Source organism: Bacteroides graminisolvens (assembly GCF_963666085.1).
GTDB lineage: Bacteria > Bacteroidota > Bacteroidia > Bacteroidales > Bacteroidaceae > Bacteroides > Bacteroides graminisolvens.
The window spans coordinates 3,289,991-3,303,757 of sequence record NZ_OY762556.1 but is presented as its reverse complement, the minus strand read 5'-3'; the positions used below and the strand labels follow the sequence as shown (position 1 = coordinate 3,303,757).

Genomic DNA, 13,767 nt, shown 5'->3' with positions numbered 1-13,767 from the left:
TTCGTATATTTGCGAACAACAAATGGGGACTATAAAAATGGCAGGTCAGAAATATACCGATAAACAAATTGAAATTGCACGGTTTGCAAAAGCATTGTCAAACCCGGCAAGAATTGCCATACTGGAGTTCTTGGCTTCGCAAGACACGTGCTTCTTTGGCGATATTCACGAAGTGTTGCCCATTGCCAAAGCTACGGTGTCACAGCATTTGAAAGAATTGAAAGAGGCGGGACTCATTCAGGGCGAAATTGAAGCGCCTAAGGTGAAGTACTGCATTCAACGAGATAACTGGAATCTGGCAAAAAGCATATTCGGTGAGTTCTTCCGTATTTATAACGGTGAGAAGTGCCGGTGTGACTAAGTCCTTTTTTTGTGTAGTATGTTCGTAATATTACGAACTGAAATGTGAGAATTATAATGATGTATTTTTTTATAAACCAATAAGAAGATTATAACATGAAAGTTTTGATTCTTTGTACAGGAAACAGCTGTCGCAGCCAAATGGCGCACGGCTTCTTGCAATCATTCGATAAAAATATCACAGTATGTTCTGCCGGTACTCAGGCGAGCGGAAAACTCAATGCCGGTGCGGTAAAAGCCATGGCGGAGGTTGGCATTGATATTTCGCATCATACATCGGACCCGGTAGAAAAGTATTTGGGTGAAGAGTGGGATTATGTAATTACCGTATGCGGTGGGGCTAATGAAAATTGTCCGATGTTCGTAGGTAAGGTGAACCACCGTTTGCACATCGGATTCGATGACCCTTCACATGCTACCGGCACACCCGAATTTATTGAGAGCGAATTTCGCAGGGTGCGTGATGAAATCAAAAAAGGTTTTCAGGAGTTCTACATCACCCAGATCAGGAAACAGGAATTGCCTTCTTGCTCTTGCGGGGGAACTTGTTAACAGCTTTGGGTGATGGAAAAGAAACAAGGCATTGGCTTTTTTGAACGTTACCTCACGTTGTGGGTGGCGTTGTGTATTGTGGCGGGTATAGCCATCGGACAGTGGTTTCCGGTGGTTCCTCAAACGCTGAGCTTGTTTGAGTATGCCAACGTGTCCATTCCTGTGGCATTACTTATTTGGTTGATGATTTACCCCATGATGCTGAAAGTCGACTTTCAGAGTGTGAAGGGGGTAGGTAAGCGTCCTCGAGGCATTCTGGTGACGTGCATTACCAATTGGCTCATCAAACCTTTTACCATGTTCGGCATTGCATGGTTGTTCTTTTATGTGATTTTTAAGACGTGGATTCCCGATGCTTTAGCCGATGAATACTTGGCCGGAGCTGTGCTGCTGGGAGCTGCTCCGTGCACGGCCATGGTGTTTGTGTGGAGTTATCTTACAAAAGGAAACGCAGCTTACACCTTGGTGCAGGTAGCGGTGAACGACCTGATTATTTTAGTTGCGTTTGCCCCCATCGTAGCTTTTCTGCTGGGTGTGGGTGGAATTGAAATTCCCTGGGACACGCTGTTACTTTCCGTACTGCTCTTTGTGGTGATTCCTTTGGGAGCGGGCGTACTCACTCGCATTTCGGTAGTGAAGCATAAGGGAGCCGATTACTTCAATAATGTATTTGTGAAGAAGTTCGATAACTTCACCATCGGAGGGTTGTTGCTAACACTGATCATTCTCTTCTCTTTTCAGGGTGAAACGATTTTGGCCAATCCACTGCACATATTGCTGATAGCCGTTCCGTTGGTGCTGCAAACGTTCCTCATCTTCTTTATTGCCTACGGATGGTCAAAGGCATGGCATCTGCCGCATGATGTAGCTGCTCCGGCAGGTATGATTGGGGCAAGCAACTTCTTTGAACTTGCTGTGGCAGTGGCCATTTCACTGTTTGGCTTACAGTCGGGCGCTGCGTTGGCCACGGTAGTGGGTGTACTGGTTGAGGTGCCGGTGATGCTGGCATTGGTGAAGATAGCCAATAATACAAGGAAATATTTTAAAGAATAAATAAATTGATTCAGACTATGGAAATTAAAGTTTTAGGTACGGGTTGTGCCAGTTGCAAAGCTTTGTTTAGCGCAACAGAACAAGCTGTGAAGGAGTTAAACCTCGATGCACAGGTAGTAAAAGAGGAAGATATGCTCAAAATCATGGAGTATAATGTATTGTCGCTTCCGGCTTTGGTGGTAGATGGTAAAGTGGTTGCCAAAGGCAAAAAGTTATCTGTAGATGAGGTGAAGAACCTGTTAACCAAATAAGACGATGAAAAAGCTAGTTGTATTTGCGCTCTTGAGCGTCATGATGATTGCCTATAGTGGAAAGACACAGGCAGCCGGTCCGCAAAAAAACACGGTTGCCAAAGATAGGGTGGAGGTGATGTACTTTCATGGGAAGCAGCGTTGTGTAACCTGTCGTGCCATTGAAAAAGCAACCAAAGAGGTGCTCGACACGTATTTTGTCAATGAGGTAAAAAGTGGTAAAATTCAATACCGCATTATTGATATTTCGCAGCCGGTCAATGAAAAGGTAGCCGATAAGTACGAAGTAAGTTGGTCTTCTTTGTTTGTAAACGGATGGAAGAAGGGTAAGGAAACGAAGAATAACCTTACTGAGTTTGCCTTCTCGTATGCCAAAAATTCGCCGGCTCAGTTTAAAGCAGGATTGAAAAAGAAGATTGACGAGTTACTTAAACAGAAATAGGTGATGGAGTTTTTGCAATCATTATTGGAAAACAGCAATCTCCCTGTACTCACGGCCTTTATCTTGGGGTTACTCACGGCCGTGAGCCCTTGTCCGCTGGCGACCAACATTACAGCAATCGGTTTTATCAGTAAGGACATTCAGAGTCGGAACCGCATCTTCTGGAGTGGTATTCTTTATACGCTGGGAAGGGTGATTTCATACACAATACTTGGTTTTATCCTTATTCCCATTCTGCGCGAAGGAGCCAGCATGTTTGCCATTCAGAAAGCAATAAGTAAGTATGGCGATGTGTTTATTGCACCTGCTCTGATTCTGATCGGGTTGTTTATGCTTTTTGGTAACCGACTAAATTTACCGAAGTTTGGCTTTTCGGCTGGTGACAAGACTCAGGCTTTGAAAGGCAGCTGGGGCAGTTTGCTGCTCGGGATATTGTTTGCCTTGGCTTTTTGTCCCACAAGCGGCGTGTTTTACTTTGGCATGCTCATGCCCATGGCGGCTGCCGAAACTGGTGGTTATCTGCTGCCGGTAGTGTTTGCGTTGGCAACCGGCTTGCCGGTCATTGTTGTAGCGTGGATACTGGCTTACAGCATTGCCGGACTAGGCAAGTTTTACAACCGGATACAGGTTTTTCAGAAGTGGTTTAACCGGGTGGTGGCGGTGCTTTTTATTGTGGTAGGTATCTATTACGCCATTATCAATTATTTATAAAACAGTATGATACAAGATTTTGCTGATTGGTTGGTATATTCAATCATGGGACTTGATGCGCAGTCGCATTTGGGTGCTGCTGTGAATTTTTTCTTTTACGACACGATAAAGATTTTGATTCTGTTGTTTGCTATCAGTGTGCTGATGGGTATTATCAATGCCTATTTTCCGATAGACCGATTACGTAATTACCTCACTACGCACAAGCTGTTTGGATTGCAATATTTCTTTGCGGCGTTGTTTGGTGCCATTACTCCTTTTTGTTCATGCTCCTCCATCCCCTTGTTTATAGGGTTTGTGAAAGGTGGTATTCCCTTAGGTGTAACGTTTGCCTTCCTTATTACTTCTCCTTTGGTGAATGAGGTGGCGGTAGCTATGTTTATGGGTACCTTCGGATTACGCATAACACTTGTTTACGTTATTAGCGGCATCTTGTTGGGTGTGATAGGAGGTTTTGTATTAGGCAGGTTTAAACTGGAAGCATACCTAAGCGATTGGGTGAAGCAGATTCAGCAAAATGCCAATATGGAAGCAGGCGAATGGGAATCTGAGCGTACACCGTTTATGAAACGCTTGCCTGTTATCATGAAGGATGCGTGGGGCATTGTGAGAGGAGTGTTGCTGTACATACTCATAGGTATTGCTATCGGTGCTTTTATGCACGGATTTGTACCCGAAGGGTTCTTTGAACAGTATATGTCGAAAGACAATTGGTATGCGGTTCCTTTATCGGTGATACTGGCTGTGCCGATGTATGCAAACGCTGCCGGTATTGTGCCCATTATTGATGTGTTTGTAAGTAAAGGAATCCCTATTGGTACGGCTCTGGCGTTTATGATGGCGGTAGTGGGGTTATCTCTTCCGGAAGCTACGTTACTCAAAAAGGTGATGACCTGGCGATTGATAGGCATTTTCTTTGGCGTTATTACGTTGTTCATCATTATTTCCGGTTATCTGTTTAACGCGATTCTATAAACAGAATGGATGCCTGCATGTGACAATAAAAAATCACCATTTGTGGGTATTTGCTATCAGCTACTCTTGTTGTTTCTTTGTAGAATCATATTAAACATTAAATGAACATGAAGAAAGTTGCTTTGTTTTTTGGTTCTACTACCGGAACCTGCGAGGAAATTGCTTACAAGATTGCTAAACAGTTAAACCTGTCGAAATCTGATGTGTACAACGTAACCGATTTGTCGGCCGATAAAGTTGCTGAGTATGAGGTGCTGCTTCTGGGTACTTCAACCTGGGGCGACGGCGAGCTGCAAGACGATTGGTATGACGGGATTGAAGTGCTTAAAGGAGTAGATTTAGCCGATAAAATGGTTGCTCTATTCGGTTGTGGCGATTCGGAGTCATACAGTGATACGTTTTGTGACGGTATAGGGTTACTTTATAAGGATCTGAAGGCGTCAGGCTGCACATTTATAGGTAACAAGGTACCTACAGATAGTTATGAATTTGCAACTTCGCTAGCTGTAGATAACGGCGCTTTTGTGGGGTTGGCCATTGATGACTTAAATCAAAATGACCTGACAGATGCTCGCATTGAAGATTGGGTGAATGAGTTGAAAAGAGAAATTGGTTAGTTTCAATAGTTTGCCAAGCAAAAGGGCTTTCATTCGCATTGAATGAAAGCCCTTTTAAATTATTATAGCCTGTAGTGCGTCCGGGGATCGAACCCGAGTTTCCGCCGTGAGAGGGCGGCGTCCTAGGCCACTAGACGAATGCACCGGATTTGAAAAGAGTCTAATTAATTGTTGCCAATTAATTAGACTCGTGGCGGAAGCTGGGGGATTCGAACCCCCGGTACGGTTACCCGTACGGCAGTTTAGCAAACTGCTGGTTTCAGCCACTCACCCAAACTTCCTTAAACCCGCGTTTTCTCTCAAACGCGGTGCAAATATAGGATGAACTTTTGGACTACACAAATCTTTCTGCGATATTTTTTTAGCACTTTTAGCCCTTTATTTACTAATCGCCTAGCTTTCAGAGGAATAATACATTGTTTTTTTTTAATATCAGTTCATTGCAATATGTATTTTGATGTGTATCAATACAACTTGTCTTACTTTTGAGTAATTTTGCGCCCCGAAAGAAAAGGAGGAAAGTAGTGGCTGAGGTAATTCAACAGGAAAATATAAGGAGGCGGTTATTTAAACTGGCGGCTCCTATCTTTATTGAGACTTTGCTAATTATGATGCTGGGAGCAGTAGATGTGATTATGCTGAGCAGACATTCTGATAACAGTGTGGCGGCCGTGGGGGTGGTCAATCAGATTATTGTGCTGACTTTCCTTATTTTTGAAGTGATCAACCTGGGAACTTCGGTGCTTTGTTCGCAGTACTTAGGTGCAAAGATGCACAAGAATGTGGTGCAGGTGGTAGGCGTGTCATTGCTTATGAATTTGGTAGTGGGAGTGTCAGTCAGTCTATTCCTCTTTGGCATGAACGAAACCATTTTGCAATGGATGGGACTGACTCCCGAATTAATGAAGGATGGAACCGATTACATGCGTATCGTGGGGGCATTTGCTTTCTTTCAGGCAATTTCACTGACTCTATCGGCTTCGCTTAGAAGTGCCAATAAGGCCATTTACCCTATGATGGTTACAGTGGTGGTGAATGTACTGAATATTATCGGTAATTACACATTGATTTTTGGTGAGTTTGGCTTTCCGGAGATGGGTGTCGAAGGGGCGGCTATCTCTACTGCTTTCAGCCGGGGAGTATCTATGGTAATCCTCTTTATCATCTTGTTCAGGAAACACATTCGTAAGTTCCCGCTTGCTTATTTCAGACCTTTCCCTTTCAAAGAGTTGAAGAATTTGTTGAAGGTAGGATTACCGTCGGCCGGAGAGCAGTTGTCGTACAGTTCCTCGCAGGTGGTCATTACTTATTTTATTAATGCGCTGGGAATGGAAGCATTGGCGGCCCGAACATACTCGGTGAATATCATCATGTTTTCTTTCTTGTTTTGCATTGCCATTGCGCAAGGGGGTGCTATCTGCATAGGGCATCTTATAGGTGAGAAACGTCCGCACGCAGCCTTTCTGTTGGGTAAATACGTGATGAAGAAATCGGTGTTGATCACGGTGTGTCTTTCATTAATTACCGCGCTGATGGGACCTTTTATATTCGGCTGGCTTACCACCAACGAGCAGATTATCCGAATGGGTGTTACGATACTGGCCATTGATGTGATTCTGGAAATAGGCAGACCTATTAATATCTTTGCAACCAATGCGTTGAGAGCAGCCGGCGATGTGAATTATCCTTTTTATCTGGGTTTGGTGGTGATGTGGAGTGTGGCCGTTGGTTGTGGTTATCTCTTTGGAGTTCATTGGGGTTGGGGACTTGCCGGTATGTGGGTAGCCTTTCTTCTTGACGAAAATATAAGAGGGATAGTCTTTGTTCGCCGTTGGTATGGAATGAAATGGGTGAAAAAAAGCTTTGTAAAGTGACTTTTTGATAATGAATTAATAGTATCTTTGCAGCCCGTAACCAACTAACGGTTTTTCTGATGGAATGGCTTTCTAGTTTATTTTTAGAACACTCGGCTCTGCAAGCTGTAGTTATTATATCTCTCATTTCTGCCATAGGTCTTGGACTGGGTAAGGTCAAGATATTCGGCATCACACTCGGAGTAACTTTTGTTTTCTTTGCCGGTATTCTGGCCGGACATCTGGGACTTTCGGTCGATTCGCAAATGCTTAATTATGCGGAAAGTTTCGGGTTGGTTATTTTTGTTTATGCCCTCGGTCTGCAAGTGGGGCCGGGTTTCTTTGCTTCGTTCAGAAAGGAAGGAGTGACACTGAATATGCTGGCGGTTGCAGTGGTACTTCTCGGTACGGCTCTTTGCATAACGGCAACTGTTTTTACGGGTATTTCTTTGCCCGATGCGGTGGGTATTCTTTGTGGCGCAACAACAAATACGCCTGCACTGGGTGCTGCCCAACAAACACTAAAACAGCTGGGCATGGAGAGTAATACGCCTGCGCTGGGTTGTGCAGTGGCTTACCCGCTAGGTGTTATCGGAGTTATTTTGGCTGTATTGCTGATCAGAAAATTATTGGTTAGGAAGGAAGATTTGGTGCTAAACCAAAAAGACGAAACCAACAAAACATATATAGCAGCTTTTCAAGTACACAATCCGGCTATTTTCAATAAAAGCATTAAAGATATTGCACAGCTGAGTTATCCAAAATTTGTGATATCACGGTTGTGGAGAGATGGTAATGTTAGCATTCCTACTTCCGAGAAGATTATTAAGGAGGGAGACCGCTTACTGGTGGTTACTGCTGAAAAAGATGTGCTAGCGCTTACCGTGTTGTTTGGACAACAAGAAAATACGGATTGGAACAAGGAGGATATTGACTGGAATGCCATCGATAGGCAGTTGGTATCGCAACGAATCGTTGTAACTCGTCCCGAATTGAATGGAAAGAAGTTGGGTTCGTTGAGGCTTAGAAATACGTATGGTATAAATATAAGTCGCGTGTATCGTGCGGGAGTGCAGCTGCTGGCTACTCCTGAACTGACTTTGCAGCTGGGCGACAGGCTTACGGTAGTAGGAGAGGCTGCTGCTATTCAAAATGTGGAGAAGGTTCTTGGCAATGCGGTTAAAAGCTTAAATGAGCCTAACTTAGTGGCTGTATTTGTGGGTATTGTTTTGGGATTGGCACTAGGGGCTATTCCTTTTGCTGTGCCCGGAGTAAGTGTGCCTGTGAAGCTGGGACTGGCTGGCGGACCGATTATTGTGGGTATTCTGATTGGTACCTTCGGACCGCGTTTACACATGGTTACTTATACTACCCGTAGTGCCAATCTTATGCTCCGGGCATTAGGATTGTCTATGTATCTGGCTTGTCTGGGACTTGATGCAGGAGCACATTTCTTTGATACGATTTTCCGTCCGGAGGGCTTGTTGTGGATTGGCGTGGGATTTGGTATGACGATCATTCCGGTTTTATTGGTGGGTATTATAGCATTTAAGTTTATGAAGATTGATTTTGGTTCTGTATCGGGTATGCTTTGTGGAAGCATGGCCAACCCTATGGCGCTGAACTACGCCAATGATACCATTCCCGGTGATAATCCTTCTGTTTCTTATGCTACTGTTTATCCGTTGTCGATGTTTCTTCGGGTGATTATAGCGCAGATTATCCTTCTGTTTTTTCTGTAAAAGATAAAACAAGAACGGCCGAAAGTATTTACTTTCGGCCGTTCTTGTTTTATCATGTTTTCTGTTTTATCCTTTTGCTTCTTGGTACAAAAAGCGTTTGATACTTTTCTTCGGTGTCTTTTCAAACTCTTCCGGATAAATTTTCACCTTGGTAATCTGACTGTAGCTGGGAAGCGTAGCATTCAGTGCCACACGATTTTCTTCCATGAGTCCTTCCATATCTTCATTCTTCAAACCATGTGCAAAGGCGTCGTCAAAGTCGGGATATACAAGTGCCACAAGCTTTTCATTTTGCTGCACAATGATACTTTCGGCAACGTATGGCAGGTTGTTCAATCTATCTTCTATTTCTTCCGGATAAATGTTTTGTCCGCTAGGCCCAAGCAGCATATTTTTGCTACGTCCTTTGATGGTTACATTGCCTTCGGCATCCATCAACGCAAGGTCACCGGTATGAAGCCAACCATCGGCATCGAGAACCTGAGCTGTTGCTTCTTCATTTTTGTAATAGCCCAACATGACATTAGCCCCACGGCACACAATTTCTCCGGGAATATTTTCAGGATCGGGTGATAATACTTTCACTTCCATGCGAGGTACTTGCTTGCCGCAAGATGCAGGCTTAAATGATTTCCAGTCTTCGTAACAGATAATGGGACCGCACTCCGTCATGCCATAGCCCACTGTATAAGGGAACTCTATCATTTGCAGGAATTGTTCTATTTCCTGGTTGAAAGCAGCTCCGCCAATAACAACTTCGGCAAAGTTACCTCCGAAAGCATTGATTACCTGCTCGCGAACAGCGGCTTTTATCTTATCATTTATAATAGGTACCTTCAACAGAATCTTCATGGTTGGAGTTTCTAGTTTGGGCAGTACGTTCTTCTTGATAATCTTTTCAATAATAAGTGGTACGGCTATCACCAAATTGGGCTTAACTTCTGCAAATGCCTGGAAGATAATTTTGGGACTGGGCATGCGGGTGAGGAAGAATATCTGGCAACCGGCCGAGAATTCATATAAGAACTCAAAAGCCAGTCCGTACATGTGCGCCATGGGAAGCATGGACACAATCTTGTCTTCCGGTTTCAGTGTTAAAACCTCGAAAGCAAATTTGGTGTTCGACCACAAGCTGCGATAAGGTAACATGACCCCTTTGGAATAACTGGTGGTACCCGATGTGTAATTGATTACAGCCAGTTCCTCAGGCTGATCTTTGTGATAGTTAATATGTTCCTGGCGGAAGTTCTTGGGGTATTTCTTTCCAAAAAGTTCGTTGAGGTGTTCGCGAGCGGCTGTGAGTTGTTCGCTTCGCGATACCAGCAATGAAAAATCATTCATCAGCACGACTCCTTCAATGAGGGGCATGGCAGCTTCGTTGAGATTCTCCCACACCATATCGCCCACAAACAGAAGTTTGGCTTCGGAATGATTCACTATATTATGTACATTATCGGCCTTGAACTCATGCAAAATAGGAACTGCAATTGCTCCGTATGTCAGCGTAGCCAAAAAACTGACTCCCCAGTGGGAACTGTTACGACCGCAGATGGCTATTTTATCTCCCTTCTTAATACCGCTTTCTTCAAAAAGGATGTGTACCTTTTCTATCTTGCGGGCAACGTCTTTATACTGCAGGGTGGCGCCTTTGTAATCTGTTAAGGCGTTAAGATCCCAATGGTTTTTAATACTGTTTTCGATGTAAGCGATAAAACTTTGTTCCATTGTTTTTTGCACATTTAAATTAAATCTGTGCAAATATATGGTTTTATCTGGGTATAGCAAATAAAAAAGAGGCTTTATTTCAAATACCATTCATACATCCGTTGCACTCCTTCTTCAATCTCAATGCGATGGTGCCAGCCCAGCGCATGCAGTTTGGAAGGGTCGGTAAGCTTGCGCATGGTACCGTCGGGTTTGCTGCTGTCGAACGTCAGCTTTCCCGTGTAACCAACCGTTTTCATGATCAATTCAGCCAGTGCCTTGATGGTAATCTCTTTTCCCGTACCGATGTTGATGTGTGAACGGGCATCTTTGAAATCCACCTGTTCCATAATGAATACCGAGGCATCGGCCATCTCTTCACTCCAGAGGAACTCACGCAACGGAGTACCCGTTCCCCAAAGTTCCACGCCGCTCTCGCTGATGCCGTATTTCTTTAGGATGTGGAGAATCTCTTCCTGGCTGTACTGTCCGTTTACACCTTCCACGGGACGGAGGTTCAGGTCCTTGAGCACCGCCTCCCAATTACCCTCTTTCAGGCAATGAGCCAGGTGAATCTTTCGTATCATGGCAGGCAACACGTGGCTGCGTTCCAGGTCGAAGTTATCATGAGGACCGTACAGGTTAGTGGGCATCACGGCAATGTAATTGGTGCCGTATTGCAGATTGAAGCTCTCACACATTTTCAGTCCGGCTATCTTGGCTATGGCGTACGGCTCGTTGGTCTGTTCCAACGGTGCGGTAAGCAGTTCCGTTTCTTTAATGGGTTGGTGGGCATCACGCGGATAGATGCAGGTGCTGCCCAGAAAGAGCAGCTTCTTTACGTTGTGACGAAAGCTTTCGCCAATCACGTTCTGCTGAATTTGCAGGTTCTTATAGATGAAATCCGCCCGGTAGGTGTTGTTGGCCATGATGCCTCCCACGTGAGCGGCAGCCAGAATCACATACTCGGGTTGTTCGGCATCGAAGAAGGCACGAACGGCCACACCGTCCATCAAATCGAGTTCGTGGTGGCTCTTACCGATCAGGTTGGTATATCCTTTCTGAAGAAGGTTGTTCCAGATGGCAGAACCCACTAGTCCGCGGTGTCCTGCCACATATATCTTTGCATCTTTTTCCATCTTGTTCTTACTTGTCCAGTTCCTGACGCAGGTGCAGCTTGCGAACAAACTTCATGTCGTGTGCTGCCATGATGCGCACCAGTTCGGGGAATGAGGTTTGGGTGGGGTTCCAGCCCAGCAGGGTACGTGCCTTGGTAGGGTCGCCCAATAGTTGTTCCACTTCGGCCGGCCGGAAGTATCTGGCATCTACCTCTACCAGTACTCTGCCGGTGGCGGTATCGATACCTTTTTCATCGACTCCATTACCTTCCCAGCGCAAGGTGATGCCTACTTCTTCGAAGGCCAAGGTGGCAAATTCGCGAACGGTGTGGTATTCGCCCGTGGCAATCACGAAGTCTTCGGGCACATCGTGTTGCAGGATGAGCCACATGCACTCCACGTAATCTTTGGCGTAGCCCCAGTCGCGCAGGGCGTCGAGGTTACCCAGGTAGAGTTTGTCCTGGAAACCTTGCGCTATGCGGGCGGCTGCCAGTGTTATTTTGCGGGTAACGAAAGTTTCGCCGCGGCGTTCGCTTTCGTGGTTAAACAGGATGCCGTTAACGGCAAACATGCCGTAGCTTTCGCGGTAGTTCTTGGTAATCCAGAAGCCGTATTGTTTGGCCACACCGTAGGGTGAACGGGGGTAGAACGGGGTAGTTTCCTTTTGGGGAACTTCCTGAACGAGTCCGTAAAGCTCGGATGTAGAGGCCTGATAGATCTTGGTTTTCTTTTCCAGTCCCAGGATACGCACGGCTTCGAGCATACGCAAGGTGCCGATGGCATCGGCTTCGGCGGTGTATTCGGGTACATCGAAGGATACTTTGACATGGCTCTGTGCAGCCAGGTTGTAGATTTCATCGGGTTGTACCATCTGGATGATGCGGATAAGCGAACTGCTGTCGGTCATGTCACCGTAGTGCAGGTTTATTAATCGCTTTTGTCTCATATCGCGCACCCACTCGTCAAAATACAAGTGTTCAATGCGTCCTGTATTGAATGAAGATGAACGGCGTAAAATGCCATGTACCTCATAATCTTTCTGCAAAAGGAACTCGGCCAGAAACGAGCCGTCTTGTCCGGTGATACCGGTGATTAATGCTACTTTTTTCATATCTTGTTACTTCATGTAGTTTTCTTTGTGGGTTATTTTATCGATGACAAGTGCAATGGCACCATCGCCTGTTACATTGCAGGCTGTCCCGAAACTATCCATCGCAATGTAGAGAGCAATCATTAATGCCTGTTCAGCCTCTCCGAAACCAAGCATGGATTGTAAAATACCCAGTGCAGCCATGATAGCACCTCCCGGAACGCCTGGTGCAGCTACCATGGTGATGCCTAGCATCAGTATGAATCCGGCGAATAAATAGAAATCGTATGGCATGCCCTGCATAATCATTAAGGCCAGTGCACAAGCTACAATCTTCAGGGTGCTGCCCGACAGATGAATGGTTGCACACAAGGGAATTACAAATCCTGCAATATCTGGCGATACGCCGTTCTTCTTGGTTTGTTCCAAGGTAACGGGAATGGTTGCTGCTGATGATTGGGTGCCCAGTGCTGTGAAATAGGCAGGCATCATGCGTGCCAATAATTTCAATGGGTTTCGTTTGACAAATAAAGCAGCTACCGAATATTGAAAGATCAGCAGGAAAATATGCAGTGCGAAAATGATTCCGATGATTTTAATAAATACAATTAGTATGGAATATACTTCACCTGTATGTGCCATATTAAGAAATATGCCGAATATATAAATAGGCAGAAAAGGCAAAATGACCCGATTAATGAGTTGCACAATGATAACCTGGAAGTCATTGACTACTTCTTTCAACGCTCCGCCACGCATGCTTGCCAGCCCCAATCCGAGTGTAAATGAAAGCACAAGTGCAGTCATTACGCTAATTACAGGAGGAATAGAGATGCTAAAATAAGGCATTGCATTGGGAATCTTGTCGACTTCGGCCAGCGAACTTCCCGGTGTAATGATGCCAGGGAAGAAAGCACTTCCTACTGCATACGAAAGAAAACCTGAGAATAATGTGGCCCCGTATGCGATAAGAACGGTAATGAGCAATAGTTTTCCGGCTTTGTTACCAATATCGGAGATTGCCACGGTAACCAATCCGAGAATAATAAGAGGAATGGAAAAACTTAAAAACTCGCTGAAAAGAACATTAAACGTAGCAAATATACGTATCAGGGGTAGTGGTAAGAAATTACCGCAAACAACCCCTATAAGAATTGCAATAATGATACGCGACAGTAGTCCGAATTGTATTTTTCTCATACCTTGTATTTCTTGTTATCGGCAAAAGTAGTAATTTCTCACGAACAAATACCTTTGACTTATCGTTATACTCAAAAATAACAAACTAAAAAAATACAG

Annotated in this window: 14 protein-coding genes and 2 tRNA genes; 10 read left to right on the top strand and 6 right to left on the bottom strand. The window is 44.8% G+C overall.

The window, feature by feature from the left end; translation table 11 throughout:
- The first annotated feature begins 37 nt into the window (after nucleotides 1-37).
- The 8 genes from ACKPCE_RS13890 to ACKPCE_RS13855 all read left to right on the top strand — a co-directional run bounded on the left by ACKPCE_RS13890 (nucleotide 38) and on the right by ACKPCE_RS13855 (nucleotide 4,961).
- The gene (locus ACKPCE_RS13890; RefSeq protein WP_024995796.1) at nucleotides 38-361 is read left to right on the top strand and encodes an ArsR/SmtB family transcription factor; all 324 of its coding nucleotides are present in this window, start codon (nucleotides 38-40) and stop codon (nucleotides 359-361) included.
- Between the two features lie 95 nt (nucleotides 362-456).
- Nucleotides 457-912, top strand: coding sequence for an arsenate reductase ArsC (locus ACKPCE_RS13885; protein WP_319505623.1), 456 nt, complete (start codon nucleotides 457-459; stop codon nucleotides 910-912).
- A 12-nt stretch (nucleotides 913-924) separates the two neighbouring features.
- Nucleotides 925-1,965: an ACR3 family arsenite efflux transporter gene (gene arsB / locus ACKPCE_RS13880; RefSeq protein ID WP_276962231.1), complete on the top strand. Its 1,041-nt coding sequence runs from the start codon at nucleotides 925-927 to the stop codon at nucleotides 1,963-1,965.
- 17 nt (nucleotides 1,966-1,982) lie between these two features.
- Nucleotides 1,983-2,216: a thioredoxin family protein gene (locus ACKPCE_RS13875; protein ID WP_024995794.1), complete on the top strand. Its 234-nt coding sequence runs from the start codon at nucleotides 1,983-1,985 to the stop codon at nucleotides 2,214-2,216.
- 4 nt (nucleotides 2,217-2,220) lie between these two features.
- Nucleotides 2,221-2,658, top strand: coding sequence for a nitrophenyl compound nitroreductase subunit ArsF family protein (locus tag ACKPCE_RS13870; protein WP_319505622.1), 438 nt, complete (start codon nucleotides 2,221-2,223; stop codon nucleotides 2,656-2,658).
- Nucleotides 2,659-2,661: 3 nt separating this feature from the next.
- Nucleotides 2,662-3,369: an aromatic aminobenezylarsenical efflux permease ArsG family transporter gene (locus ACKPCE_RS13865; RefSeq protein ID WP_319505621.1), complete on the top strand. Its 708-nt coding sequence runs from the start codon at nucleotides 2,662-2,664 to the stop codon at nucleotides 3,367-3,369.
- A gap of 6 nt (nucleotides 3,370-3,375) precedes the next feature.
- Nucleotides 3,376-4,344 (top strand): permease, encoded by a 969-nt coding sequence (locus tag ACKPCE_RS13860; RefSeq protein WP_319505620.1) that lies wholly within the window; start codon nucleotides 3,376-3,378, stop codon nucleotides 4,342-4,344.
- 107 nt (nucleotides 4,345-4,451) lie between these two features.
- Complete coding sequence (locus tag ACKPCE_RS13855; RefSeq protein WP_319505619.1) at nucleotides 4,452-4,961, top strand: flavodoxin; 510 nt, start codon at nucleotides 4,452-4,454, stop codon at nucleotides 4,959-4,961.
- A 72-nt stretch (nucleotides 4,962-5,033) separates the two neighbouring features.
- Here the strand turns inward: ACKPCE_RS13855 and ACKPCE_RS13850 are convergent.
- Nucleotides 5,034-5,106, bottom strand: a tRNA-Glu gene (locus ACKPCE_RS13850).
- Nucleotides 5,107-5,152: 46 nt separating this feature from the next.
- A tRNA-Ser gene (locus ACKPCE_RS13845) sits at nucleotides 5,153-5,242 on the bottom strand.
- Between the two features lie 243 nt (nucleotides 5,243-5,485).
- On the opposite strand from ACKPCE_RS13845, the gene ACKPCE_RS13840 reads away from it, so the two are divergent.
- On the top strand, nucleotides 5,486-6,835 hold the full coding sequence (locus tag ACKPCE_RS13840; RefSeq protein WP_319505618.1) for an MATE family efflux transporter: 1,350 nt from the start codon (nucleotides 5,486-5,488) through the stop codon (nucleotides 6,833-6,835).
- A 59-nt stretch (nucleotides 6,836-6,894) separates the two neighbouring features.
- Nucleotides 6,895-8,556, top strand: a complete 1,662-nt coding sequence (locus ACKPCE_RS13835; RefSeq protein ID WP_319505617.1) for a putative transporter — start codon at nucleotides 6,895-6,897, stop codon at nucleotides 8,554-8,556.
- A gap of 66 nt (nucleotides 8,557-8,622) precedes the next feature.
- Here ACKPCE_RS13835 and ACKPCE_RS13830 read toward each other — a convergent pair whose 3' ends face one another.
- From ACKPCE_RS13830 to ACKPCE_RS13815, 4 genes are all read right to left on the bottom strand, one after another.
- Nucleotides 8,623-10,281 (bottom strand): long-chain fatty acid--CoA ligase, encoded by a 1,659-nt coding sequence (locus ACKPCE_RS13830; protein ID WP_319505616.1) that lies wholly within the window; start codon nucleotides 10,279-10,281, stop codon nucleotides 8,623-8,625.
- A 74-nt stretch (nucleotides 10,282-10,355) separates the two neighbouring features.
- The gene (locus ACKPCE_RS13825; RefSeq protein WP_319505615.1) at nucleotides 10,356-11,399 is read right to left on the bottom strand and encodes a GDP-L-fucose synthase family protein; all 1,044 of its coding nucleotides are present in this window, start codon (nucleotides 11,397-11,399) and stop codon (nucleotides 10,356-10,358) included.
- 7 nt (nucleotides 11,400-11,406) lie between these two features.
- The gene (gene gmd, locus ACKPCE_RS13820) at nucleotides 11,407-12,489 is read right to left on the bottom strand and encodes a GDP-mannose 4,6-dehydratase (protein WP_276962247.1); all 1,083 of its coding nucleotides are present in this window, start codon (nucleotides 12,487-12,489) and stop codon (nucleotides 11,407-11,409) included.
- Between the two features lie 6 nt (nucleotides 12,490-12,495).
- Nucleotides 12,496-13,668: a dicarboxylate/amino acid:cation symporter gene (locus tag ACKPCE_RS13815; protein ID WP_319505614.1), complete on the bottom strand. Its 1,173-nt coding sequence runs from the start codon at nucleotides 13,666-13,668 to the stop codon at nucleotides 12,496-12,498.
- Between the last annotated feature and the right edge of the window lie 99 nt (nucleotides 13,669-13,767).

What these genes read in the sequence shown, in the direction of transcription:
- ACKPCE_RS13830 (WP_319505616.1), bottom strand. Translation starts at nt 10,281, where the DNA reads ATGGAACAAAGTTTTATCGCTTACATCGAAAACAGTATTAAAAACCAT.
- ACKPCE_RS13835 (WP_319505617.1), top strand. Translation starts at nt 6,895, where the DNA reads ATGGAATGGCTTTCTAGTTTATTTTTAGAACACTCGGCTCTGCAAGCT.
- ACKPCE_RS13870 (WP_319505622.1), top strand. Translation starts at nt 2,221, where the DNA reads ATGAAAAAGCTAGTTGTATTTGCGCTCTTGAGCGTCATGATGATTGCC.
- ACKPCE_RS13890 (WP_024995796.1), top strand. Translation starts at nt 38, where the DNA reads ATGGCAGGTCAGAAATATACCGATAAACAAATTGAAATTGCACGGTTT.
- ACKPCE_RS13855 (WP_319505619.1), top strand. Translation starts at nt 4,452, where the DNA reads ATGAAGAAAGTTGCTTTGTTTTTTGGTTCTACTACCGGAACCTGCGAG.
- ACKPCE_RS13885 (WP_319505623.1), top strand. Translation starts at nt 457, where the DNA reads ATGAAAGTTTTGATTCTTTGTACAGGAAACAGCTGTCGCAGCCAAATG.
- arsB (WP_276962231.1), top strand. Translation starts at nt 925, where the DNA reads ATGGAAAAGAAACAAGGCATTGGCTTTTTTGAACGTTACCTCACGTTG.
- ACKPCE_RS13825 (WP_319505615.1), bottom strand. Translation starts at nt 11,399, where the DNA reads ATGGAAAAAGATGCAAAGATATATGTGGCAGGACACCGCGGACTAGTG.
- ACKPCE_RS13815 (WP_319505614.1), bottom strand. Translation starts at nt 13,668, where the DNA reads ATGAGAAAAATACAATTCGGACTACTGTCGCGTATCATTATTGCAATT.
- gmd (WP_276962247.1), bottom strand. Translation starts at nt 12,489, where the DNA reads ATGAAAAAAGTAGCATTAATCACCGGTATCACCGGACAAGACGGCTCG.
- ACKPCE_RS13875 (WP_024995794.1), top strand. Translation starts at nt 1,983, where the DNA reads ATGGAAATTAAAGTTTTAGGTACGGGTTGTGCCAGTTGCAAAGCTTTG.
- ACKPCE_RS13860 (WP_319505620.1), top strand. Translation starts at nt 3,376, where the DNA reads ATGATACAAGATTTTGCTGATTGGTTGGTATATTCAATCATGGGACTT.
- ACKPCE_RS13865 (WP_319505621.1), top strand. Translation starts at nt 2,662, where the DNA reads ATGGAGTTTTTGCAATCATTATTGGAAAACAGCAATCTCCCTGTACTC.